The organism is Prevotella sp. E13-27, assembly GCF_023217965.1.
Lineage (GTDB): Bacteria > Bacteroidota > Bacteroidia > Bacteroidales > Bacteroidaceae > Prevotella.
This window is the reverse complement of sequence record NZ_JALPSC010000001.1, coordinates 416,318-440,941: the sequence shown is the minus strand read 5'-3', so window position 1 is coordinate 440,941 and position 24,624 is coordinate 416,318. Positions and strand designations below refer to the sequence as shown.

Genomic DNA, 24,624 nt, shown 5'->3' with positions numbered 1-24,624 from the left:
GGGCTTTTACTTTTTTTTGATTAAATTTGCCACGTTTTATTTAGAAGAAAACGAAAAATGAAACATATTAACCTGAAAGCTACTCTGACTTGGCGCGATGTTTTGCAGCGTGTGCTGCTTGTGCTCGCCACAGTAACTGTGATAGTCTGGTTCATGCCGCGTGATGCATACCAGTACTATAAGATAGAATTAGGAACGCCGTGGCGTTATGCCGACTTGACGGCTCCATTCGACTTCCCCATATATAAAAGTGAAGCTACGCTGCAAGCAGAGTGTGACAGCGCCTTGATTGACTACGAGCCCTATTATACGTATAATGCTGAGGTGGGGCCTGTAAAGGTGCGCGAGTTCGTGCAGGACTGTGAAAAGAAGGGCCCTTACTTGTCTGCTGTCTTCAAGAACAATGTGGCCAACAGCCTCTATTCGCTATACGAGCGTGGAATCATTGATACGAAGACACCTGTTGGTGGCGAGGCTGACACCACACATCTGCTGAGGCTCGTTACGGGAAAGATTGCGCAGAGCAAGAAGACGAGTGAATTTCTTACTGAGAAGCAGGCCTATGAATCTCTTGTGAATGACGATGCTCTTCGTGGATTCCGTGATGTTCTCATTGAGATGAACCTGAACGATTACATAGCACCTAACGTTGTTTATGACGAAGAGCGCAGTGAGGCGAGCAAGCAGGAACTGCTCAATTCCATTCCACGTGCAAGTGGAGTCGTTCAGCGTGGACAGAAAATCATAGACCGAGGAACAATCGTAGATGAACAGCGCTACCAGATGCTTGAGTCATATACGCAGGAGAGTGAGCGCCGATACAAGGACCAGTCACATCTCAGCTCTACTGTTTTGGGCGAAATACTCTATGTGCTTCTGTTGATGACAGGCTTCACCATATTCCTGAGCATCTTCCGTTCCGACTATTTCGAGAACATGCGCTCAGTGGGAATGATCTATTCGCTCATCGTAGTCTTTTCGGTGCTTTCATCTCTTTTGGTGAGTCATAACCTGCTGCATGTGTTCTTCATACCGTTTGCCATGGTGCCCATCTTCATCCGTGTGTTCATGGACTCGCGAACGGCTTTCATGTCACATGTCGTCTTGGTGTTAATATGTGCCTGCGTGCTGCAGTATCCGCTGGATTTCATCGCTATTGAGCTGACAGCGGGCCTCACGGCTATTCTGTCTTTGCGCGATCTGTCAAGTCGCTCACAGCTGCTGACGACAGCGTTGATAGTGACCACGGCAAGCTGTCTTATGAACCTTGCACTTGACCTCATCAGGGCAACGGGCTTCGACAGTATCAATCTCAGCGACTATAATTATCTGATAGTATGTGGAATCATACTCTTCTGTAGCTACCCACTGCTTCTTATCATGGAGAAGCTGTTCGGCTATACATCGAACATAACCCTCATCGAGCTTAGCGACATGAACAAGGAACTTCTCCGACGTATGAGCGAAGAGGCACCTGGTACATTCCAGCATAGCATTCAGGTGGCAAACCTTGCAGCAGAGATAGCAAGGAAGATTGGCGCTAAGGCTCAGCTCGTGCGTACTGGAGCCTTGTATCATGACATAGGAAAGCTGCAGAATCCTGTCTATTTCACTGAAAACCAGATTGGCGGCATCAATCCTCATGAGCAGCTGTCTGAGATTGACAGTGCTGGAATAATCATAAGCCATGTTACTGAAGGACTGAAACTCGCAGATAAGTACAACCTGCCTGATGTGATAAAAGGCTTCATCTCAACGCATCATGGACAGGGAAAGGCCAAGTTCTTCTATGTGAACTATAAGAATGCCCATCCTGATGAGTATGTCGATGACTTGCTCTTCACCTATCCAGGTCCCAATCCTTCTACAAAGGAGCAGGCCATACTGATGATGGCCGACGGCGTTGAGGCCGCTTCGCGTTCGTTGACTGACTATTCTGAACAGAATATACGCCAGTTGGTTAATCGCATCATAGATACGATGCTTGCTGACGGATTCTTCCGTGAGTGTCCTGTCACGTTCCGTGAGATTGCATATTCCAAGACGGTGCTTATTGAGAAACTGAAGACGATATATCATACTCGTATCAGCTATCCTGAGTTGAAAAAATAAATTTGTATAAATCACAGGGTTCTTTTTTGCACACCTCTATTTTGTTTTGTGCAAAAAGAGCCCTTTTTGATGCTGTTTTTTTGCACAAAATTGCACGTTTGAGCATATTTTGTGCGAATTTTAATTAATTTTTGTTAAGCCAAAGAAGTCAAATTGTTGTATATTGAACAATAAATTTACCTTTGCAGCCGAATTTTTTTAAGATTTGTTTTAAGGATATGAAAATTTTTAAAGTTTGTCTTGTCAGTGCAATGCTGACAGCAATGTCAACCACTGCTATGGCAGGAGGTATCTTAACCAACACAAACCAAAGTATCGATTTCCTTCGTAACCCTTCACGTGATGCTGCTATAGGCCTTGATGGCGTATATAGCAATCCGGCTGGCGTGGTGTTCTTGCCTCAGGGATTTCATCTTGGTGTAAACTGGCAGTATGCTCATCAGACACGTACCATTAACTCTACCAACGAGGTGTTTAAATATGGTAAGAAGAACAATGGTAATACAACAAAGACTTTCGAGGGTGTAGCCGACGCTCCTTGCATTCCTTCTATTCAGGCTGCATGGAACAAGGGCAACTGGAGCATGCAGTTCAACTTCTCTGTTCCTGGAGGTGGCGGAAGCTGCAGCTATGACAACGGACTCGGCTCTTTCGAAAGCGTTGTGGGCAACATTGCCTCGAAGTTCATGGTCCTCGATCAGACTGCCATGAAGCTGAATGGTCTTACCACTTCGCTCTCTCCTATGTATAATAAAGTAGTGGGTACTAACCCAACAACCGGCGCTCCCATAACGCTTGGTGATATGGCAGGTGTCAGCGAGCCTGCTGCTATCGGTGTGAACAATGTTGGTGGCTATGACATGGAAAGCTACATGGAGGGTCGTCAGTATTATTTTGGCTTCCAGCTCGGTGCAGCCTATAAGCTGAATCCTAGTCTTTCTGTCTATGGCGGCTTGCGTCTGCTCTATGGTACAGCAACCTATAAGGCTCGTATCAGCAATATCATGGTGAAGACCGGCAACAGCTACGAAGACTTCGAGAGCTTCCTACCTAAGGTGCCTGCACAGCTTCAGCAGAACGTAGCCGTTGCTCAGTCTCATCTTACCCTGATAAATAAGTATGAGGAGCTCGGACAGCCTATGACTGCTGAACTGAAAGCTGCTCAGGCTGAACTGAAACAAGGACTGGCTCAGATGGCTGCGAGCAAGGATGAAATGGCAAAGCTGGCCAAGTATAGCGAGGGTGTTAACCTGCTCTGTAACCAGAGCTCTGTAGGCGTTGCTCCCATCGTTGGCATAGACTATAAACTCAACGAGCACTTCAACTTCGCTGCAAAGTATGAGTTCAAGACTCAGATCCGCATGAAGAATGAGTCAACAGTGTTTGAGGCAAGTGAGATTGAGGCTGTAAACAAGTATAAGGACAGCGAGAAGGTTAATGAGGATGTTCCTGCCCTGCTTACTCTCGGAGCACAGTGGAGTCCCATCAGTCAGGTGCGCCTCAATGCCGGCGGCCACTACTACTTCGACAAGGATGCCCAGTGGTATGGCAACGCCCAGCAGAAACTGGAGAGCAATACCTACGAGGTGCTGCTCGGTGCCGAGTGGGACGTGACCGACCGTCTTACCGTCTCTCTTGGTGGACAGCTCACGCGCTACGGACTTACCGATGAGTACATGAACGATATGTCGTTTGTCACACCAAGCTATAGCTACGGTTTCGGTGTCAACTATAAGGCAACGGCAGATGTTACTCTGAAGGTGGCTTACTTCCAGACAAACTATGATACTTATAACCGCACCCAGACCACAGCAACAGGTGGCACGATGAGCGATTCGTTCACTCGTACCAACCGTGTGCTGGGCGTAGGTTGCGAGATCAATCTTTAAGCCATGGTGATGAGGCTCTTATGTAGAGCTTTTCATTTCCAGGCTGAATATAAGCTACGAGGCGACCGCCAAATACACGAAGGCGGTTGCCTCTTTTGTTTCCGGCAATGCTTGTGTCGTTAGGATTACCGTTCTCCATGCCAAGTAGGCGCGCCCCCCTTACCATGAGCGTTATCTCGTTGTCGGCATTTTTTACCAGATTACCATCTTCGTCGATTACCTCCACAAAGATATGTGCCACTGAGTCGGTAGTTACGCGCAGGGCGTAAGGTTCTTTCGTCGTTTTAATCTCGTAAGAAGCACCATTGTCTGCTTCACAGCGCAGAGTGCCAGGCTCGTAGTCAATATCCCAGAAGAGTATGTCACTTCCCTTGTCGCGTTGTGGGGCTCCTCCAACTGGCTTTCCGTTTAGGAACAGTCGTGCAGACTTTGCGTTGGTATAGCATACAACGCGTACGCTCTGTCCTTCCATATAGTTCCATGTGTCAGAAGCGTAAGGTGAGACACCAGCTTGTCGGCGACTCCTGCCGTCTTTCTGGCGAGGTAGTGGGCTGCTGCCTATATAACATGTCGGTTTATCGCTCCAAAGCGCAGCGCGATACCATCCAAGTGGTTTGCGCTGTCCTGCCATGTCAAGCAGTCCGGTCGTCATGCCTCGCGATGGCCATTGTCCAGCTTCACCCAGATAGTCGGTGCCTGTCCAAAGGAATTGTCCGAAGATGTGCTCATTGTCCCTCACCGCCTTCCATGCGTTGAGGTCGTGACGGTTCTCTGAACCATAGATTATTCGTTTCGGATAGGTCTTGTGGTCTTCGGCATAGCGGCTCTCGGTATAGTTGTATCCCACAACATCAATGACTGAAGGATAAAGGGTCTCGTTAGACATTACCACACCGGCCAGCGCTCCTGTCGTGGGGCGTGAAGGGTCAATGCCTTTAACGATTGCTGCCAGTCTCTTGGCAATATGTCCTATGCGCTCTGCGTTCGGCTGGTTAGGGTGATAGCCTCCGTACATGGGCTGTGTGAACCCGTTCGTTCCACCGTCGAGAACAGGGTGAGAGTAGGGGTCGTTGGGGTAGTCAACCTCGTTGCCTATCGACCAAAGGAATATTGATGGGTGACAGCGGTCGCGGCGCACCATGTCGGCAACGTCGCGGTCTATCCATTCATTGAAATAGGTGTATGTTCCCTGATATTCTGGCTTTCCATTGTTCCATCCTCTCATCCATTTGCGTTTGGGAAACTCCCATTCGTCAGATGCTTCGTCCATGACGAGCAGTCCTATCTCGTCGCAGAGGTCGTAAAGCTCGGGTGCATGGGGATTATGGCTCATGCGTATGGCATTCACGCCGATAGCCTTGAGCTCCTTGAGCCTGCGCTCCCACACGGCCTTAGGTACTGCCGTGCCCAACACTCCAGCATCGTCGTGCAGGCATACGCCCTTTATCTTCATCCACTGTCCGTTAAGTGCAAAGCCCTTGTCTGCGGAGAACTCGAGGGTGCGCAGTCCTGCTTTGACTACTGACTTGTCGTTTGGCAGTTTTGTGGTCAGGGTATATAGGTATGGCTTTTCAAGAGTCCAGCGCTGTGGGTTCTTCACAGTCAGCGTGACGGTCTTCTTCTCTTGTGCGCCTATGGTTGTCTGTGTTGATGCGACAACATTTCCGCTGGCATCTGTCAGTTCGATGACGGCTTTCTGTGTCAGCGCCTTTGTCTTGTCTGTACGGTCATCGGTCGTTTCCACGTCAACCTCAATGACTGCCTTGCTTTTGTTTATGTTCACCAGTCTGTAGGCGGTGCCCCATTGTGACAGATGTACCTCAGGGGCTTTCACTAACCATACATGGCGATAGATGCCTGAGCCGGTGTACCAGCGTGAGTCATATTCCTGTGAATGGTTCACCCTTACGGCAATGATGTTGTCGCCATTGTCAGAGAGATATGGTGTAATGTCATAGAGAAATGATGCGAATCCGCTAGGACGCAGTCCTAAGAACTTGCCATTTACATATACTTCAGAATAGTTATATACACCTTCGAAATATACATAGTGGCGTATGCCTTCTGTCTCGGCTGCCTTCTTGTCAATGGTAAGGTGTTTGCGATACCATCCTATGCCACCAGTGAGATATGCCTGACACGAACCCTTATCGGGCGACATGGGTGTCTCTACACTCCAGTCGTGTGGCAGACTCAGACGGCGCCAACGGGAGTCGTCGAAGGCGGCATCTCTCATCTTTGGTGATTCGAAACTGTTTGTGGTGGAATCTACTCGCAGGAAAGACCAGTCGTTGTCAATCTTTTCTGCCTGTCCGAATGAAACCTGTCCCTGCGCTTTTCCGAAACACGCGAGTAAAAGGAACAGATAATTGATTCTTTTCCTTGTGATAATGTTCATAGGTAAGTAATAGTTTAATAATTGTGTTGTTAGTTATATGTGTGGCGTTGGTAGTTATGGTAAATGTGTGCTATCGGTCTATAGGAACCCTTGCTGCTTCAGCGTTTCTAAGAGCACTTCCGACATGGCCTCGTTGTCTTTCTTCGTGTAGCGTATGTCTGTGAAGACCTGTGCCAGTGTCTCTTTGTTGTTTATCTCTACAAAGTGTCGGTTCTCTTCAAGGCTCTCCTTATTATTATAATAGGTGTCAATGTCTGCAGGAGTATAGTCCTTGTAGGTCTCGTTGTGTACGAAGCTTTCCATAGGCAGACGGTCGCTCAGTGCCGGCTCTTCGTCGGGCCAGCCAACGGTGAGTGTGGCGATGGGCATTACCAGCTTTGGCAACTGGAGCGTGTCAATGATCATCTGTGGCATATAGACCGTAGTGCCCAGATAGCAATAGCCCAGTCCTTCTTCGTCCATCAGGTTGCAGAGGGTCTGCGTGTAGAGAAGCGCGTCAATGGCAGCATTCTGGAACGACAGGAAGTTGTCGTATCCTGGTTCTGCCTTGCGGCATCGTGCCCATTGCGAAGTGCGGTTGAAATCGGCACAGATGGTCAGCACCACAGGGGCCTGAGTCACCATGGGCTGGTTGAAGTGTGCAGGAGCCAGACGCTCTTTCATCTCTTGTGAACGTGTCACTACTACGCTATACAGCTGCAGGTTGCCCATGGTCTGGGTTCTTGCTGCCTCGTTGAGCAGGCGGCTCAACAGTTGTTCTGATACTTCGCGTGTGCTGTATTTGCGAATGCTGCGACGTGTGAGTAGGGATTTCATAAGAGGTGAGAGGTTAGGGGTGAGAGGTTAGAGGTAAGAAGGTTAGCGAATAACCTTCTTACCATTAATGATATACATGCCTCGTGGCAGAGCGTTCTTGTCGCTGCCAACGTAGCGTCCGTCGAGAGTGTAGATGCGTATTGCCTGTGTTGCAGGCTTAACAGTCTTTATGCCAGTAGAAGCATTCTCCACAACCTTTACTTCGTCAAGGAAGAAACGATTTGCTGGTGAGAATGTCAATTTTACATTGCCAGTGCCTTCAATGGTTGCCGTGTAGCTTGTCCAAGCACCTTTCGTCATAGTTAACTCTGAAGGAGTGACGGTGAATCCGTCAGTTACTTCAAGCAGAAGTGTTGTGCCATCATTCTTTGCGTTCCATGCGCCAGCCTCGAATGTGAGTGTTGCGCTACCGTTGATGGTGAACTGTGGCGTTGTGACAATACCTGAAACACTAGATTTGCCAAACCTTGCGCAACCGTAAGCGCCATAAGCACAGTTTCCAAGTGTTGTCCATCCCTCATTGTCAGGGTTAAAGTCAGCTGCTGCTACCTGTCCACTCCATGATCCGTCTTTGCCACCGGTGCCAGTACACTGGTCAAATGACTCATAGAACAGAGCGTCGCCATCAGGTGTGGGGCCTGGAGTTGGGATGGTGTCTGGATTCTCGCCTGAGCTGCTGCCTGGAGCGCGATATTTGAACTCCATAGTTCCATTGGCATTCTGTTTGATATTGGTGATGGCCCACTCCACAGTCTTCTTGCCTTTCTTGTTGTTGTTATAAAGCTTTGGAGCAGGCTTAGAGGTTGGAGTCAGACTGTCGTTCTTTGAATAAGGATAGAGGTCGGTAGATGTTGTCTGCTTTGTGTATCCGCCAAAATATTCGCTGTAATAGTTGGAATCATCGTCGTTATCAGCATGAACTATGGTCATGCGCTGATGATCGTTGAGAGGATAACCATAATTTTTGTGTTCTACAGATGTTGCAGTAACCTCAGTATTTGGACAGTTAAACTCCCAGATATCCTTGTCAAAATCTACATGGGTAATCATAAGGCCGCGAGCAGGATAGCCGGCATCCCAACCACTCTTCTGGCGGTTCTCTATCATGAAGTACTCATCGGTGTGACCATCGTTGTAGATGATGAATGTCTCGCCGTTGTTGCTCATTGGCTGCAGACTTGTCACTGTTGTGTCCTTATCGCTAAGCACGATAGGGTCCTGCCATCCGCACATCATCTTCTCGTGGGCTGTATAGCCAGCGGGAATGAATGTGTTGCCATTGTAGCTTCCGCTACACATGAGGTCGAATGCGTCCATGCCGAACCATCCGTTGTAAGCTGTGTCGTAGAAGTCGGGGAAGCCCATGCAGTGGCTGAACTCGTGGCAGAAGCAGCCAATACCCTCAATGCTGTTGCTTGTTGTCACCTCGTTGCTGCAGGCATAGGTGTCAACTGTTACTCCGTCGAGTGTGAGCTGTCTGTTTGTGGCGCTGAGATAGTACATGTGTGGCCAGATGGTTGACTTGCTGCCGCCATCAGCCTCGCCGGTACCTGCATATAGCACGAACACCTGATCAACAGCACCGTCATCATCCCAGTCGTAGTCGGCAAAGTTTACTTCCGCATCGGCCTGCTTACAAGCTTCAACAATCATTGCTTCTGGGTTCGTGTCGTTGCCCTGTGAATCGTTCTTGCCGTAGTAGCTGTAGCTGTTGTTCATTGTATATGGACCTACCACGTCGAACTCCAGTTCGAACTGGCCAGCACTCTGCGCCTTGAAGTAATCTGATACAGAGCCAACGAAGTTGCCCTCGTTGAATCCTTCCTCGTTCATGATGCGCTTGTAAAGTGCCTGGTTGTTTGATGTCTGGAACTTCTTGTCGGTGAACTGTGCCAGAATGACCAGTCCCTTCTTCTTTCCGAAATAGCTGGTTCTCTCACCCATCTCAACCTTGCGCGGACTGCGCAGACGTGATGCGTTTTTCATCACTGCACGGCGAGCCTGAGCGCGGCTTGTGATTTCTTCAGATGAAATGGTAGTGAAAACGTTATCCTCTTTTTCTACATAGCGCTGACCATCTTCGGCCATCCAGTAGTGAGCATGCTCGTCGCCTTTTAGCTGGGCGCGAACTTCTGTTCCGTTCTCAAGCTTGATAGTCTTCCAAATTCCAGACTTTGCAGGAACGGCCATAGCACTTGTCATCATTAATGATAGTGACAGGCTTAAAAGAAATTTCTTCATGTAATATAAATTGCGTTATAATGATTGTTTCGCTCTGTTTTTCCCCTTTTCCTTTTTGCGAAAAGGACTGCAAAGGTACGCATTTTATTATATAATAATGTATAAACTTGCTAGTTTTTATACTTTTTTGTGGAAATAATTGGAATTTTATTTCCTTTTTGCACATTCGGAGCAAATTCCTTTTACAACATATTCTGTCTCTATTGGCATGAATCCTTCTGGAAGTGCCACTGGTGGTATCTTGACATTTGTGAGGCAGAACGTGTGATGACACTCCTGGCATGTTATGTGAACGTGTCCCATGCAGTGGCGTGTGTCGTCAACATGGCACACGCAGTATTTCTGTGAGCCAGAGCCGTCGTCGATGTCGTGCAGCAGGTGGGCATCGCTCAGCAGAGTTAGTGTGCGAAACAGCGTTGACCTGTCTATCGTGGGGAGTGCTGCCTCAAGGTCGGCAAGGCTGAAGGCACCGTCAAAATGATGTCTTACCGTTCGCCATATCAGCAGACGGTTTGCCGTAACGCGTATCCCAGCATTGTCGAGTGACTGCTCGTCGGAAATGTCGAAGTGCATCTGTTTGTTTTCTTACTTGTAATAATAATTTGTCGCAAAGTTATGAAAACTTTTTAACTGACAAGTAAGAAAAGCCGATTATTCTTATAGAATAAGAAAAAAAGTTGTACTTTTGTAGCGTTTTTACTGAAAAATATTATGCGAACCTACGTTATAGCGCTTTTGTCAGCCACGCTGTCATTGGTCTTTCCGTCATATGCCTCTGCCCAACATGCAAAGATTGGTGCCGATGCATACAGCTTCTTTGATAACTCTGAGGGCGATGACTCCTATCGCGAAGCGATGACACATGCTGGTATCAGAGTAACTCCTTATGTCAGTTTAGCTACTGAAGACAGCATCCACAGCATTACTGGCGGATACAGCTTCCTTTATGACTATGGCAAGAGAGATCTTGGTCGTGGCGATGTGGAGCTCTACTATCAGTATAAGCACGAGAACCTTCGCATTCTCTTCGGCTGTTTCCCACGTACCAAGATGCAGGAGAAAATGCCTGAATACCTCATCTGTGACTCTATAAACTATTATCGCCCTGAGCTGAATGGCTTTGACTTCCTCTATATCACTGATAATGGTTATCTTGAGGCTTTCTGCGACTGGACCCAGCTGCGTAGCTATGAGGAGCGCGAGCAGTTCATGGCAGGTCTCATGGCTCGTTTTCGCCTTACGAAGTGGTTCCAGTTGGGTATCGACGGACATCTCTATCACTATGCCCTTGAGTATGGTAATAAGGATCAGTTCATACACGAGGCCGTAACGGGTCATCCTTATGTTGGCGTTGTCTTCGATGACCTGAAGCGTGGCTTCCACTATGATGTCCGTGGCGGTGCGCTCATCCAGATGGATCGTGACCGTATGGAAGGAAAGTGGCATTGTCCTGTCGGCTTCGTTGGCGATGTCGATGTGCGCCTGAAGCGATTCACCATTCACGAGACGTTCTATTGTGGACGTTCGCAGCAGTATTTTGGCAATCGTGGCTTTGGTAAATACTACTGGGGCGACACATTCCTCCAGGCACCGTGGTATAGCCGTACTGATTTGGGCTATACCATCACTAGTCACGATAATGCCTGCTTAGACACAAAGCTCGTGTTCAATGTTACTGATCGCGGCATGCAGTGGCATCAGATGCTCACCCTCCGCTGTAATATTGACTTTCTCTTGAGATGATTTGCTCACCTGTATCTTCCTATATCTGAATTTAACAAAAACCAGAAAGAAAAAACATCGGCTTTTCAAGCCTAAAAAACCGTTGCCGTGCTAATAGCTTAACGTAACGTGTTGAAAATGTTTTTCTGGTTTTTGTAAAACTAAGGCCAGATAATGTGTTGATTAGTGGTTTGGAGATTACTCTTCAGAGTGTTTCTTGAACTGCTCCAGCAACCATTGCTTCTGCTCGGCAATGGTCATGTTGCTGTTGTCAAGCTCTATGGCATCGTCGGCCTTGCGCAGAGGCGACACCTCGCGATGTGAGTCAATATAGTCGCGCTCCTGAACATTCTTCAGAATGTCGGCATAGTCGGCAGGCATGCCCTTGGCCTGTAGCTCGTCATAGCGGCGCTGTGCTCTCACCTCGGCAGAGGCGGTGACGAAAATCTTCAGCTCAGCATTTGGGAATACCACGGTGCCAATGTCGCGTCCGTCCATGACCACACCCTTGTCGCGTCCCATCTGTTGCTGCTGGGCTACGAGAGCCTCGCGTACGAAGGCCAGCGTGGCAATGGGGCTCACGTGGTTTGAAACCTCCAGCGAACGTATCTCCTGCTCCACGCACTCACCGTTGAGATAGGTGTCTGGCCTACCGGTCTCAGCGTTTAGGCGGAACTCTATGTGTATTTGGCCTAAACGCTTCTTGAGTTCTTCCGTTTTGATGCTGCCGTCTTCGCAGAACATGTTGTTGCGCAGGGCAAACAGCGTTACGCTGCGATACATGGCACCTGTGTCAACATAGATATAGCCCACCTCGCGGGCAAGGTCCTTGGCCATTGTGCTCTTGCCGCACGATGAGTGACCGTCAATGGCGATAGTAATCTTTTTCATATATCCTTAATTTTAATTTGTTGCTATAGTGAATATGATATGTTTATTAATAACGATGAGGCGCTGACATGATATTTTCCGTATGCCACGTGCAGCTTCAGCCTTTCCAGTTGGAGACCGCCTCCAAGCGACAGGCCTGCGCCGTGGGAGCTGGAACCGTCGCCGCTGCTTATCTTCATCTCCGATGCACGCAGGAAGTTATATCCTGCTGCTACATAGAACTGTTCGCCTAACAGCAGGTCGGCACCAACGTTGATATGTTTGCCAAGGTTATACTCCCAGTCGTTCAGCCGTGTGAGCGTAAAACTCAGTCGCAATGGAGAGTTAAGCAGACGCTTAGTGATGCCGAGCTGCAGATCCAGGGGCATGCGCTCGAAATCGTCTTCGAAAGCATCTACCTGTCCTCCGAGGTTCTTAGCTACTGCTGATATGCTCAGGTCGCTGTCATCGTTTCTGTAGTTCAGACCTAAGTCCACGAGCACAGCCAGGGAGTTATATTGTCCCATGTACGATGCAGCAAGCTTTGCTGTCACACCACCGCTGATGCTGTTCGTCAGCCCGTAGGAGATGGTTCCGCCTATGGCAACATCGCGTGCGCCAAATGAGCCTGTCTCTTCGCCTGTTATGTCGGTCTCCTTCATCTGGCCATAGTCCATATACCTGCCGCTTATGCCCCATGAGGCGCGTTCGCCCCATGCCCGTGCGAACGATGCGCTGGCAGTCACCGTGCCCTGCATGTAGGTCATCATGTTAAGGTTAAGCGTCTTGTCGGTGATGTTTTGCAGTAGGGCGGGGTTGTTGAACACAAGGGTAGCATCATCGTCGCTGATGGTGATGTTTTCACCACCGAGTGCAGCCGCATGTGCACTTATGGGCAGTCGCAGGAAATTATATGCCGTGCGGCTTTCCTGCGCCCACGAGGTGAGGGCAGCCAAACTCAACAGGATGGTAAAAACTTGCTTTTTCATCTAAATAAGCTAAAAATCAAGGCAAAGTTAGAAAATAATTATGAATTATGAATTATGAATTATGAATTAATTAGTACTTTTGTGCACTCGTTAGTATAATAACGGAAGTTTCACCAATTTATTATGGAAGAAAAGAAGAGTGCGAAAGCCGATTTGGAAGGGCAGTGGTGGCAGCGGTTCGTTTTAGGACTGGTAGTGTCGTTGGCTGCTCTTTTCGTTGCACTCGAATATACCATCGAGCCTGAAGATCCGCTCGACGACCCTGAGCTGCAGGAGCTGTTTGCCAATGACGAGGAGCTGGCACCACTGCTGCGAATGGAGAATCAGGTCGTCCTGGTGGAGAAAAAAGAGCCGGATCCATCGGTGAAACTGACTGTCGTAGAGGAAGATGAAGAACAGGCCGAGGAAGAGGAACGCCAGCCTGAAAAGGTGCTGGAAGGAGAGCCTGCCGATGAGGAAGGTACTGTCGATGAGCCCAAGGAGAAGGACAACGAAGAGGTGCTTAGCTTCCGTGTCGTTGAGGATGTGCCTCAGTTTCCTGGTGGCTATGGCGAGTTCATGAAATGGCTCACCAAGAATCTGAAATATCCTGTGTCTGTACAGCAGCGCCATCAGCAGGGGCGCGTCATAGCTGAGTTCATTATCAACAAAGACGGCTCAGTCACCGATGTGCGTGTCGTTGGCTCCATGACTCCCGAATGTGACAACGAGGTGCTGCGAGTGCTGCGCATGATGCCGCGCTGGACGGCAGGAGTGATGAACGACGAGCCCTGTCGCACGAAAGTCGTCATACCAGTAGTCTTTAAACTCTAACCTCTCACCTCTTACCTCTTACCTCTCACCTCTAGAAACTTAATTTAAACAATATAAATATGTACACATCATCAGAAATTCTAAACAAAGTGAACGAGTCGCTCGCAGCGTTACGCTACGACCGCAAGCCGTCGTCGCTCTATGAGCCTATAGAGTATGTGCTGTCACTCGGTGGCAAGCGCATCCGTCCTGTGCTCATGCTTCTTGGCTATAATCTCTTCCGTGAGGAGCCAGAGAAGATAATGATGCAGGCACTCGGCCTTGAGACTTATCATAACTACACGCTGCTCCACGACGACCTCATGGACAATGCCGACCTGCGCCGTGGCCACGAGACCGTTCACCGTCGCTGGGATGCCAACAAGGCCATCCTCTCAGGCGACTCCATGCTCGTGCTGGCTTATCAGCGCGTGGCACAGTGTGACGATGCTCATCTGCCAGCTGTGCTGAACCTCTTCACAGAGACGGCCCTAGAGATTGGCGAGGGTCAGGAGTACGACATGTCGTTTGAGACGCGTCAGGATGTCACTGAAGACGAGTATATTGAGATGATCCGCCTGAAGACGAGCGTCCTTCTTGCATGTGCTTTGAAGATGGGCGCTATCCTTGCTGATGCTTCCGACGAGGATGCCTATAACCTCTATAAGTGCGGCGAGCAGATAGGTCTGGCGTTCCAGCTTCAGGACGACCTGCTCGATGTATATGGCGACACAAAGGTGTTTGGCAAGGCCATAGGTGGCGACATCACCTCTAACAAGAAGACCTACATGCTCATCAATGCCGTGCTGCGTGCCAACGATGAGCAGCGTGCTGAGCTGTTGCGCTGGATAGAGGCAAAGGAGTTCGACCGCAAGGAAAAGATTCAGGCAGTGACCCGCATCTATGATGCCATCGGCATCCGTGAGCTGTGCGAGGAGAAGATAAACTTCTATTTCAGCGAGGCACGCAAATATCTCGACAAGGTCAGCGTCCCTGATGATCGCAAGCAGCATCTGCGTCAGTATATGAACGAGATGATGAAAAGAGAGTCGTAAACGAATAACAAATAAGTAATCACTTTTAAAAAAATGTCAACTTTATCAGTAATGATTGTCACGGTTTTCGTTATAGGCTATATGTGTATAGCCCTTGAGAGCCTGACAAAGATTAATAAGGCAGCCATAGCACTGCTCATGTGTGTGCTCTGCTGGACACTTCTCATGATGGGACCTGGCGCCTATTACCCCACTGTCGAGCCCAACGGCTTGCTCCATCACATCAGCGAGGTCATAGAACATCATCTTGGCGATGCTGCCGGCACATTGTTCTTCCTCATGGGTGCCATGACCATAGTCGAGATTGTCGATTCTAACGGAGGCTTCAACTTTGTGCGTGACACCATGAAGACACGGTCTAAGCGCAAGCTGCTCTGGAGAGTGGCATTTATGACCTTCTTCCTCTCTGCCATCCTCGACAACCTCACTACGTCAATAGTAATGATTATGGTGCTTCGAAAGCTCGTGCAGCAGCGCGAGGAGCGTCTCATCTATGCTAGTCTCATCATCGTGTCGGCAAACTCCGGCGGTGCCTTCTCACCTATAGGCGATGTGACCACCATCATGCTCTGGATAAAGGGTGTCATCACTACTCAGGGCGTCATCAGCGAACTGCTGCTGCCTTCGCTCGTTTCTATGATTGTTCCCGCTTTCATACTCCAGTATTCGCTGAAGGGAAAGTTCGATGCTGCGCAGAACCTCCAGGTTGCAGAGGTAAGCCAGTTTACCAAGGCTCAGCGCACAGCCATCTTCTGGCTTGGCGTGGGCGGACTTGTCTTTGTGCCCATCTTCAAGACCATAACCCATCTTCCTCCGTTCATGGGCATCCTCCTTGTCCTTGGAGTGCTGTGGACAGTGACGGAGATATTCCACTATAACACAAGTGAGGATGACACCATGGCTAAGCGCGTTAGCGACCTTTTGTCGCGCATAGACATGTCAACCATCATGTTCTTCCTTGGTATACTCATGGCAGTGGCTGTGTTGCAGGAGATAGGCGTTCTGACAGCTCTTGGCGAAGGACTTAACGAAGCGTTCTCAGGCAACTACTACCTCATCGACGGCATCATCGGTGTGCTCTCGTCAATCGTTGACAATGTGCCTCTCGTTGCAGGATGCATGGGCATGTATCCCGTCGCTGCTGAGGGCGCCATGGCTGTCGATGGCATCTTCTGGCAGCTCCTTGCCTACTGTGCCGGCGTGGGTGGCTCGATGCTCATCATCGGCTCCGCCGCAGGCGTTGTCGTCATGGGACTGGAGAAGATTACCTTCGGCTGGTACTTGAAGCGCATCACCTGGATTGCCTTCGTAGGCTATCTCGCTGGCATCCTCTGCTACTGGGCAGAGCGCATGCTCCTCTTCTGATAGCCTCTGAAATATCTCTCATAAATAATCCCTTCAGTTGAACTTTCAACTGAAGGGATTGTTGTTTATGCTGAAGTAGAGTCAGAACTATGCTGAAGTATAGTTAGAACTATGGTGCACCGCAGTCAGAGCTATGGTATAGTTTAGTCAGAGCTATACCACAGTATAGTCAGAACTGCGTCACATTTTAGTCTAAACAACGCCATAGCTTAGTCAGTACTACGCCATAGTTTAATAAGAATTGCAACATGCTTGACAAGAATCTTCAAAGATCAGGCTGACTTTTTGCAGGTTTTGCTAAATAATCCCTCATCCCTCCCATAATCGCTTGAATCGCCTTTGTATAAAGGGTTTGAGCACGGGAGGGATTTTTTTCATCCCTCCCATAACCCTCCCATTCACCTTCGTCGCCGAATGCTGCCCCTGGGGACATTAAAGCAAATGGAGTCGCCTGCGGCGAGAAATTAAACAAATCTAACCAAATCAAACAGAATATTTTCGACATTAATTATCATGTAATTAATGGTTAAATTAACGGCAATTATCACTACTGTCCGGTTAAATTTCACCAAAGCGAAAGTTGGCGGTCATCTTCCGGATTTTGATTAATAATTGGTTTGTCAAAAAGTTCATTCAGCGGAGTCCTCTCAAAGAGAACTTGGCCGATGACATTAGAGAATATGTAAAGATTTTGTTCGATATGATACATCTTCAGAGCAATAATAAGCAGCAGGTAGTCACAGATGGCAATCCATATCTGTGTGAAGACTGCGTTTTGGGACGTCCCATAGAACGTCTTGATGTGCAGGTGCTGCTTGATCCATTTGAAGAACGTTTCGATAGTCCAGCGCTCTCGGTACAGTTCCGCAATGGTAATTGCTTCAAGGGTGAAGTCATTCGTCAGGAATCGATACACTACGTTCTGCGCAAAGTCCTCATAGACGACCAGACGCAACAAATCAGGGTACTTCTTGGCTGTAAAGAGACCAGTAAGACTGATGGACTCGTCAGAGATGACGCCAGTCTGCCTGTCAACCTCTCTTGCCTCGAATACGGAATATTTCATGTTGTCCTTTGCTCTGGTTACAAAGTAAGCCTTCTGCTGTTGGAAGAGACGGAACAGACGGTCAAAGTCCACATAGCCTTTATCCATCAGATAGTAAGCCCCTGCTTCTACAGGCAAGCTGTCCATAGCCTGAGTATCATGCACATTGCCAGGAGTAAGCATGATGAAGTTGGGTATGTTGTTCTTTACATCAATCAAAGTGTGCATCTTGAAAGCACCTTTGTCATGATGGAACTTCGCCCATGGACAGAGATGCAGACACAGGTTGATGGTACTGCTGTCAAAGGCATACACCATATTGTCAATTCCCAACCGATAGTATTCATCTTTATACAGGACTTTAGCCCTCTCGACAAGTACCATTGCGTAGTCCTGATAGATACGCCAGTCCTTCTTCTCGTTCATGTCGGCGAGAGTGGACTTGGGCATCACCTTCAGACCGGCATGATACAACTTGGAGTTGAAAGCAGTCAACTGAGCCTCTATGCTACGAAGGCTTGCGCTGCTGGTCAGCTGAGCATAACTCATGACAAGGAACTGGTCACGGCAAGTGAATCGTCTTGCATGAAAATCCCCTCTATATCTGTCAATACATTTCCTGAGCTCGTAGTCAGGGATGAGAGACATCAGTTGCGAGAATACAGTATTTCCGGCATTCATATCCTGTGCTATCTTATATATGAGACAGTACAAAGATAAAAAATCAAATCGGAAAATTTTTAAATCGCTGTATCTCATTGAAATTTAAACATTTAATTAACGTTCGGAAAAATTTAACCGGACACTAGTGGGCAATTATATGTTTATAAAATGAAGAACAACCGAATCTTAGAATGCATGTAAAAAATGTGTGATGGGAGGGGTGACGGGAGGGCTGATGGGAGGGATGACGGGAGGGATGAAGATCGAAGAATCCCTTTATTTAAAGGGCTCAGCACCATCCGACGGGAGGGATGGGGCACTTTCGCTTGAAAGTCAACAAAAATCAGAAAACGTCAGATCTTTGTCAATGAGTCACGCATTTTTCAACACGCTTTACTTTCAAAAATTTTCCCTTATTGGGAATAGGACATTCCCGAATTGGAAATCGACAGAAGATAGAAAGAATAAAACTTCATTTTGGTATTTTCTGTTGAATCAGTGATGAACACAAAAATGCATATAAAGCTATAGCTTAATTTTGTCATTTTAAATTTGCTCAACCTGAACCCTTAGGATGTTGAGCAAGAATATGATATACACGACATAGATGTTATAATCGGTGGCCCACCATGCCAGGGTTTTCTCAGTTGCAGGTAAACGAATCATCGATGATGACAGAAATAAACTTTATAAATCATTCGTGCGTTTTGTAAGGCACTACCACCCAAAGGCATTTGTAATGGAGAATGTTCCAAATATATTGTCAATAGGTGGTGGAGCCGTAAGAGATGCATACTGCTGAGACAAAGCGTATCATTTCGATGGTACCAGACGGTGAGAATGTTAAAGTCGCATGATTTGCTTATTTTTCTGAATAAAAACATATAGTTTCGATTTTTTTTGTAACTTTGCAGTGGGTAATTGTAACTCAAACAAGAAAGTGAGGTGAGTATGCCAGAATTTGAGCACAATAGAGAAGAGCGTATTGACGCTGTCATAAGAGATGTACTTTCTTCAAAAGAGAAAGCCATCAAGTTTATGCAGGAGGCTGGTGTCGTGGATGCCAACGGCCAGTTAGCACCTATTTATAGATGAAGAGGGGATTATACGCAAATCGTTCTAATCTGACAATAGGTTTTCACGGTTGTGACCAGTCGGTAGTGGATAAAGTAATTGCTGGCAAGGAGAATCTTCTTGCCAGTACTAATGATTATGACTGGCTAGGTAGTGGAATCTATTTCTGGGAGAATAATGAGGAGCGAGCTATGGAATGGGCTGTGGAATTATCTAAGCGTCCTGGCTCAAGTATCAAACAACCTGCTGTGATTGGTGCAATCATTGACCTTGGCTATTGTTTCGATCTAACAGATACTGCCTATCTTAAGGAACTTAAGAAATCATACGATTTCGCCCTTGAGTTCAGCCGGATATCGGGAATACCCTTGCCTGTTAACAAGACACTGGGCAACTCTACAGACCTGCTTCTAAGAAAGTTGGACTGCTATGTTATCCAGACGACACATCGTATCAATCGTGAGGCAAATAAGCGAGCCTATGATTCTGTACGTGGCGTGTTCTGGGAAGGAAAGCCACTCTATCCCAATGCAGGCTTTGCAGAGAAGAACCATATACAGATTTGTATCTGTAACCCGAATTGTATCAAAGGATATTTCTTGCCACGCAGTGTAGACGAGAAATTCGTTAATCCTTGAAATCCAATTATGCCCCATCAGATAGTTGTAAACAGAAACCCTGCCAAAGGCAGTAGATGGACACGAGAGGAAATGATCTTATGTCTCAATCTATACTTGAAACTGCCCTACGGCCAATTAGACCACAGGACACCAGCGATTATCGAACTTGCGAATCTGATGGGACGTTCTGCGAACACCGTTTCTATACGACTAAACAATTATTCTTCTTGCGACCCTCAAATACAAGATAGCGGACGAGCTGGAATGGAAGGTGGAAGGAAGCAATGCCAGCCTTATTGGGATGAGTTCGACGGCAATCGCGAAGCACTTCTTTTTGAGAGCGAGAAGATTCTTGCTGCTTATCAAGGTACAACTGTCGAGCAAAAATACGAAGAAGAAATAAGAGACATCCCACTGACGATGAAGGGTGAGACGCGCAAAGCCGAAGTTAAAATCCGAGTGAATCAAAGTGTATTCAGGCAGGTGGTGCTTGCCAACTATGGTGGTAAATGTGCACTTACAGGAATTGATATCAGCGATTTACTTGTAGCAAGCCATATTATTCCATGGGCTGACAATGTACATGAAAGGTTGAACCCTCAGAATGGCATTTGCCTTTCCAATATGTATGATAAGGCTTTCGACCGTGGACTAATCTCTTTTCTGAATGACGGCACTGTAATCTTTTCACAACGATTAAAGTCCAATATAGGCAAAGAATACTACGACAAGTATTTTCTTCCTATTGAAAGTGCAAAATTGACAATCCCAAGGAAATATCACCCCAACGAATTGTTTCTGGAATGGCATCGTGATACAATATTCAATAAGAAGTGATATATGGATTACAATAGGATGTTGGAGAAAATTCTAACCACATCGGAATTTTCTCATTTAGAGAAAGCAAAGCAAATAAGTGATGATTATACTGCCATGCAATATCTGGAGGATAGATTAGTTATATGTGTGACAGGAATCAACGACTGCGATGGAGAGCGTATATTTTCTTTCATAGACCAGCGACTCAACAAGTTTTCTGATGATGGAATGCTAATCCATGAAATAAATCCAATCAATCCATCAAAGACAAACTATCATAGTCCCAAGAACAGATTGCTACCCCCCACCATGTACTGTCTTCAATATTATGATAATGCTCTGAAGCGCGACGGCTTGCGAATTCTTTTGACAAGTACCCCTAATGATTTCCTTCCTTTTTTGGTGGTGAAGTCAGAAAATGTCGATTTGTTGAGTCAAATGAAAACTGATTATTGGAAATTCCATACTCCAGATGAGAAATAACATGAAGGATACGCGATGGTGCTTCTGATTACAACCCCAGTGGTTACAATATCCAAAAGATAGATGGCTACCAACTCACAAAGTTATTAGTTTCTTATGGGTTGGGTATAAAGACAAAGAAGATTGTCGTGAATACTGTTGATACTGATTATTTGAACAGTTTATAGTTCATATTATATGGACCACCTTACTCCACAACAGCGGCATAAGAACATGGCGGCGATTCACAATAAGAACACAAAGCCAGAAATGATTGTGCGACGTGGATTGTGGAAACGTGGTTTCAGGTATCGATTAAATCAGCTGGCATTGCATCACCGTCTGGGAATGTGAGCTGAAACCTAAGCAGAGAGAACAGACATTAGATTCAATTGCGTTTACGTTGAACCATATCTGGTTGCAGGACCATGGGGCTAAGAATCCATATCCAAAAGTGGAAGAGGAAAGTATGCAGATGCAGATAGCAGCTGAAGATTGAAGCATGGCAGGAAAAATTGGGGACGATTCCGAATTATCCGTAATTTCGCTTGTTTAATTAGAAAAAGTATGTAACTTTGCCCTTGAAAATAGTTCCTTATCTATGCCAGATTGTAGTCCTGGCCGTGATTCGGGGCTATTTTCTGTTTATACGGATTAAATTGGATTATTGGGACTGTTCTGAAGTGAACCTAGAAAGTTAAACACAACTTAAAGGTTCACTTCAGTACATTGATACTGTAGAAAATGGTGGTAAAAAGGGAAAAACGAAGAAAAAGTCCGTTTTGTGCTCTTATTCTGGCAGTTTTATATTATAGTTATGGCATCCTTGTATTCTGGTTCTTACTACCTTGAAAACCAAAGTCGTCGATTTTGGTGACCAAACTCGTCGACTTTGGTGACCAAACTCGACGAGTTTGTAAATTGGTATAGACAGAACTACATTGCTGTTCAGACTGCCACACATTGCAATTCTGTCTAAACAATGATGCCAGAGGGACAGGTCGCAAATAGAACCAAAAAACTAAACCAATAGCATGTGTCATGTATTTAGTTCCTGACACGCATGACAAAAAAGAAACAAGATAACGGGTGCCATAAAAGCTTATGACACCCGTTGAAATTTTTGCGTGTTTCGCTAGTTGTTATTCAACAACGACAGGCTTGTATTTTGGAACGAGAGCCTTCATGATGCACCAGCCGATGAGGTAGGCAACGGCACAGATGGAGAACACGATCATATAGGCAGCAGGCTTGCCTTCGAAGCCCATGAATGAGAATGCAGCTCCCTGTCCTTCTGCCCATGTGAAGAAGACGCCAGAGCCCATGTTGATACCCATAGATCCAAGACCGCCGATGGCAGTACCCAATCCTACGATAGTGCCAATAGTTGACTTGGGGAACATGTCACCAATGGTAGAGAAGAGGTTGGCTGACCAAGCCTGATGACCTGCACCCAGCAGACCAATCAGAATGGCAGGCCACCAAGCGCTATATGCACCGAGAGGCTGAGCCAGCAGGCCCAGTACGGGGAAGCATGCAAAGATTAGCATGGCGCGCATACGACCAAGATATGGGTTCATGCCACGGTTCTCAACGAAATATTTTGGAAGATAGCCACCACCGATAGAGAGCACGGTAACAATGGCGTAGAGTGTGAAGATGAGGGCAATACCCATTGCTGAGTCAGAGGTGTAGCCATACTGGTCGCTGAAATAAGCAGGAGCCCAGAATAGGAAGAACCACCATACACCATCGGTCATAAACTTACCAACCAAGAATGCCCAAGTCTGCTTGAAGGTGAAACACTTGAAGAATGGAATAGTCTTTTCCTCAACTATTGCTGTGCGGTCCTGAACCTCAGCAAGATCGTTATCCTGCTCAATATAGTTCAGCTCAGCCTGGTTCACACGCTTGTTCTGGCTTGGCTTCTCATAGAGCCATATCCAGAGTCCCATCCATACATAACCAAGCACACCGATGATGATGAATGCCATCTCCCAGCCCCATGCGCGGGCCAGCAGGGGAATAGTGGCAGGAGCTGCCAAAGCACCTACAGAGGCACCGCTATTGAAGATAGAGGTAGAGAAGGCACGGTCCTTCTTTGGGAAGTATTCTGCCGTAGCCTTGATAGCAGCAGGGAAGTTGCCTGCCTCGCCGACAGCAAGGATAAGACGGCAAGAGAGGAACAGCCACACAGAGATGGTGGCAATGGCCACAGCAGCATCGCTGCCAGCCTGTACAGCACGCAGAGCCTCGATAGAGTCATAACCCTCGATGTTCATAGCCATCCATCCGCAGCCGGCATGCATAACAGCACCTGTTGACCAAACGAAGATGGCAATGAGATAACCTTTCTTGGTGCCCATCCAGTCGATGAACTTACCTGACACGAGGTTGGCAAAGGCATAGAACAGGGAGAAAAGACCTGTGATTGTTCCATAATCAGCATCGGTCCAGTGGAAGTCGACGGCGATGAAGTCTTTCCAGGTTAGTGACAAGACCTGACGGTCCATATAGTTCACGGTCGTTGCTAAGAAGAGCAGCGCGCAGATTACCCAACGGAAGTTGGACATTTTTGTCGTTTGAATTGGTGTCATAGTTATCGGATATCGATTACGGGAATTTCGTCTTTGTCGTTATAGTATAGGTTCTCGCCAGCCATACCCCAGATGAAGGTGTAGTAGTGAGTGCCGGCAGCAGCGTGCATAGACCACTCGGGCGACATGATGGCCTGCTCGTTGTGCAGCCATACCACGCGGCTCTCCTCGGGCTGTCCCATGATGTGGGCGAGGGTCTGCTTCTCAGGCAGGTTGAAATAGTAGTAGGCCTCGATGCGGCGACCGTGGGTGTGAGGAGGCATGGTGTTCCATGCTGCACCTGGGTTCAGCTGTGTCAGGCCGAGCTGCAACTGACATGGCCCTTCTTCGAGAACATCGTTGACGATGAGCTTATATACGGTGCGGTTGTTGCACTCTTCGAGTGAGCCTACAGGTCCCCATACGGCGGCCTTCAGCGAGCCCTTGCGACCGTCGAGGGTTATCCACTGTGTCTTATAGTGCTGGTGGGCGGTGGCAGAGTTAAGGTAGAACTTTGCTGGCTTCTGCGCATCCTTTGAACGGAAGAGCACCTCTTTGTTGCAGTCGAGGGAGTTGCCTTTCTTGTCTTTGCCCAGATGACCACGGCCGATATAGAGGGCCTCTTTGGGTGAGAGGGCATACTCCTTGCCATCAACGATGACCACACCGTCGCCTTCACCGCAGTTAACCACGCCCAGCTCACGGTTGTACATGAAATACTTCTCCTTGATGTTCTTATCGACATCAAGACCTAACTCCCAGAAGTTCTCCAGCTTCAAGGTCTTCGTCACAGGCATCACTCCACCGAAGATGAAACGGTCGTAGTGGCTGTAGGTGAGTAGGATAGAGTCGGGCGACATCACCTTCTCCATGACGAAACGGTCGCGGAGCATCTTCGTGTCGTAGCCTTTCACGTCCTGCGGGTGGCAGGCCGTCTGGAACTTCACGTGCTGGCAGCCAACGAAGCGGTCAGCCTCCTGTGCTTTCACAGGGGAAAGTAAGAAAGCTAATGCCCCTGTTGCAAAAAGAATTGTTTTTTTCATATGAAATAAATTTAAATAATATATCTTGTCTGAATCGAATTCCTTTAAGACTGTTTTGAAACTAACTGTTTTT

General features: G+C 47.4%; 21 protein-coding genes and 1 pseudogene. 12 read left to right on the top strand and 10 right to left on the bottom strand.

Translation table 11 applies throughout. The annotated features are described in order from the left end of the window. Window positions 1-57: 57 nt before the first annotated feature. Both M1L52_RS01870 and M1L52_RS01865 read left to right on the top strand, forming a co-directional pair. On the top strand, window positions 58-2,112 hold the full coding sequence (locus tag M1L52_RS01870) for an HD family phosphohydrolase (protein ID WP_248613121.1): 2,055 nt from the start codon (window positions 58-60) through the stop codon (window positions 2,110-2,112). Window positions 2,113-2,330: 218 nt separating this feature from the next. Beyond that, entirely contained in the window at window positions 2,331-4,001 is a 1,671-nt protein-coding gene (locus tag M1L52_RS01865; RefSeq protein WP_248613120.1) for a transporter, read from the top strand. Here the strand turns inward: M1L52_RS01865 and M1L52_RS01860 are convergent. The 4 genes from M1L52_RS01860 to M1L52_RS01845 all read right to left on the bottom strand — a co-directional run bounded on the left by M1L52_RS01860 (window position 3,991) and on the right by M1L52_RS01845 (window position 10,029). After that, a complete protein-coding gene (locus tag M1L52_RS01860; RefSeq protein WP_248613119.1) occupies window positions 3,991-6,399 on the bottom strand; it encodes a glycoside hydrolase family 2 TIM barrel-domain containing protein in 2,409 nt (802 codons plus the stop codon). The two genes, M1L52_RS01865 and M1L52_RS01860, sit on opposite strands and share 11 nt — an antisense overlap. Window positions 6,400-6,477: 78 nt before the next feature. Continuing rightward, window positions 6,478-7,215, bottom strand: a complete 738-nt coding sequence (locus M1L52_RS01855; protein WP_248613118.1) for a nitroreductase family protein — start codon at window positions 7,213-7,215, stop codon at window positions 6,478-6,480. 42 nt (window positions 7,216-7,257) lie between these two features. Then, a complete protein-coding gene (locus M1L52_RS01850; protein WP_248613117.1) occupies window positions 7,258-9,456 on the bottom strand; it encodes a M6 family metalloprotease domain-containing protein in 2,199 nt (732 codons plus the stop codon). Window positions 9,457-9,603: 147 nt separating this feature from the next. After that, window positions 9,604-10,029: a Fur family transcriptional regulator gene (locus M1L52_RS01845; RefSeq protein ID WP_248613116.1), complete on the bottom strand. Its 426-nt coding sequence runs from the start codon at window positions 10,027-10,029 to the stop codon at window positions 9,604-9,606. Window positions 10,030-10,167: 138 nt separating this feature from the next. On the opposite strand from M1L52_RS01845, the gene M1L52_RS01840 reads away from it, so the two are divergent. Next, window positions 10,168-11,199 carry a hypothetical protein gene (locus M1L52_RS01840; protein ID WP_248613115.1) on the top strand — a complete coding sequence of 344 codons (1,032 nt, stop codon included), beginning with the start codon at window positions 10,168-10,170 and terminating at the stop codon, window positions 11,197-11,199. 177 nt (window positions 11,200-11,376) lie between these two features. Here M1L52_RS01840 and cmk read toward each other — a convergent pair whose 3' ends face one another. Continuing rightward, window positions 11,377-12,069, bottom strand: a complete 693-nt coding sequence (cmk, locus tag M1L52_RS01835) for a (d)CMP kinase (protein WP_248613114.1) — start codon at window positions 12,067-12,069, stop codon at window positions 11,377-11,379. Window positions 12,070-12,092: 23 nt separating this feature from the next. Beyond that, window positions 12,093-13,037 carry a type IX secretion system protein PorQ gene (porQ, locus tag M1L52_RS01830; RefSeq protein ID WP_248613113.1) on the bottom strand — a complete coding sequence of 315 codons (945 nt, stop codon included), beginning with the start codon at window positions 13,035-13,037 and terminating at the stop codon, window positions 12,093-12,095. Window positions 13,038-13,160: 123 nt separating this feature from the next. Here porQ and M1L52_RS01825 point away from each other — a divergent pair, with 123 nt between their 5' ends. Genes M1L52_RS01825 through nhaD form a run of 3 tightly spaced genes read left to right on the top strand, consistent with a single transcriptional unit; the run spans window position 13,161 to window position 16,249 of the window. Next, window positions 13,161-13,850, top strand: coding sequence for an energy transducer TonB (locus M1L52_RS01825; RefSeq protein WP_248613112.1), 690 nt, complete (start codon window positions 13,161-13,163; stop codon window positions 13,848-13,850). Window positions 13,851-13,909: 59 nt separating this feature from the next. Continuing rightward, window positions 13,910-14,884 carry a polyprenyl synthetase family protein gene (locus M1L52_RS01820; protein WP_248613111.1) on the top strand — a complete coding sequence of 325 codons (975 nt, stop codon included), beginning with the start codon at window positions 13,910-13,912 and terminating at the stop codon, window positions 14,882-14,884. A gap of 33 nt (window positions 14,885-14,917) precedes the next feature. Then, the gene (gene nhaD / locus M1L52_RS01815) at window positions 14,918-16,249 is read left to right on the top strand and encodes a sodium:proton antiporter NhaD (protein WP_248613110.1); all 1,332 of its coding nucleotides are present in this window, start codon (window positions 14,918-14,920) and stop codon (window positions 16,247-16,249) included. A gap of 265 nt (window positions 16,250-16,514) precedes the next feature. On the opposite strand, the gene M1L52_RS01810 is transcribed toward nhaD, so the two are convergent. Together M1L52_RS01810 and M1L52_RS01805 are read right to left on the bottom strand one after the other, a co-directional pair. Then, a complete protein-coding gene (locus tag M1L52_RS01810; protein ID WP_248613109.1) occupies window positions 16,515-16,754 on the bottom strand; it encodes a hypothetical protein in 240 nt (79 codons plus the stop codon). Between the two features lie 60 nt (window positions 16,755-16,814). Beyond that, complete coding sequence (locus M1L52_RS01805; protein ID WP_317231464.1) at window positions 16,815-17,975, bottom strand: IS4 family transposase; 1,161 nt, start codon at window positions 17,973-17,975, stop codon at window positions 16,815-16,817. A 601-nt stretch (window positions 17,976-18,576) separates the two neighbouring features. Here M1L52_RS01805 and M1L52_RS16450 point away from each other — a divergent pair. From M1L52_RS16450 to M1L52_RS01775, 6 genes and pseudogenes are all read left to right on the top strand, one after another. After that, on the top strand, window positions 18,577-18,759 hold the full coding sequence (locus M1L52_RS16450; protein WP_317231466.1) for a DNA cytosine methyltransferase: 183 nt from the start codon (window positions 18,577-18,579) through the stop codon (window positions 18,757-18,759). Between the two features lie 149 nt (window positions 18,760-18,908). Further along, on the top strand, window positions 18,909-19,052 hold the full coding sequence (locus M1L52_RS01795) for a hypothetical protein (RefSeq protein WP_248613108.1): 144 nt from the start codon (window positions 18,909-18,911) through the stop codon (window positions 19,050-19,052). After that, the gene (locus M1L52_RS01790) at window positions 19,049-19,669 is read left to right on the top strand and encodes a hypothetical protein (RefSeq protein WP_248613107.1); all 621 of its coding nucleotides are present in this window, start codon (window positions 19,049-19,051) and stop codon (window positions 19,667-19,669) included. Before M1L52_RS01795 ends, M1L52_RS01790 begins: the two co-directional genes overlap by 4 nt. A gap of 9 nt (window positions 19,670-19,678) precedes the next feature. Then, a complete protein-coding gene (locus tag M1L52_RS01785) occupies window positions 19,679-20,488 on the top strand; it encodes an HNH endonuclease (protein WP_248613106.1) in 810 nt (269 codons plus the stop codon). Between the two features lie 3 nt (window positions 20,489-20,491). Further along, window positions 20,492-20,953 (top strand): hypothetical protein, encoded by a 462-nt coding sequence (locus tag M1L52_RS01780; RefSeq protein ID WP_248613105.1) that lies wholly within the window; start codon window positions 20,492-20,494, stop codon window positions 20,951-20,953. 177 nt (window positions 20,954-21,130) lie between these two features. Next, window positions 21,131-21,431, top strand: a pseudogene (locus M1L52_RS01775) (hypothetical protein). A 643-nt stretch (window positions 21,432-22,074) separates the two neighbouring features. Here the strand turns inward: M1L52_RS01775 and M1L52_RS01770 are convergent. Together M1L52_RS01770 and kduI are read right to left on the bottom strand one after the other, a co-directional pair. Beyond that, the gene (locus tag M1L52_RS01770) at window positions 22,075-23,529 is read right to left on the bottom strand and encodes an MFS transporter (RefSeq protein WP_248613104.1); all 1,455 of its coding nucleotides are present in this window, start codon (window positions 23,527-23,529) and stop codon (window positions 22,075-22,077) included. 2 nt (window positions 23,530-23,531) lie between these two features. Beyond that, complete coding sequence (kduI, locus tag M1L52_RS01765) at window positions 23,532-24,551, bottom strand: 5-dehydro-4-deoxy-D-glucuronate isomerase (RefSeq protein ID WP_248613103.1); 1,020 nt, start codon at window positions 24,549-24,551, stop codon at window positions 23,532-23,534. Between the last annotated feature and the right edge of the window lie 73 nt (window positions 24,552-24,624).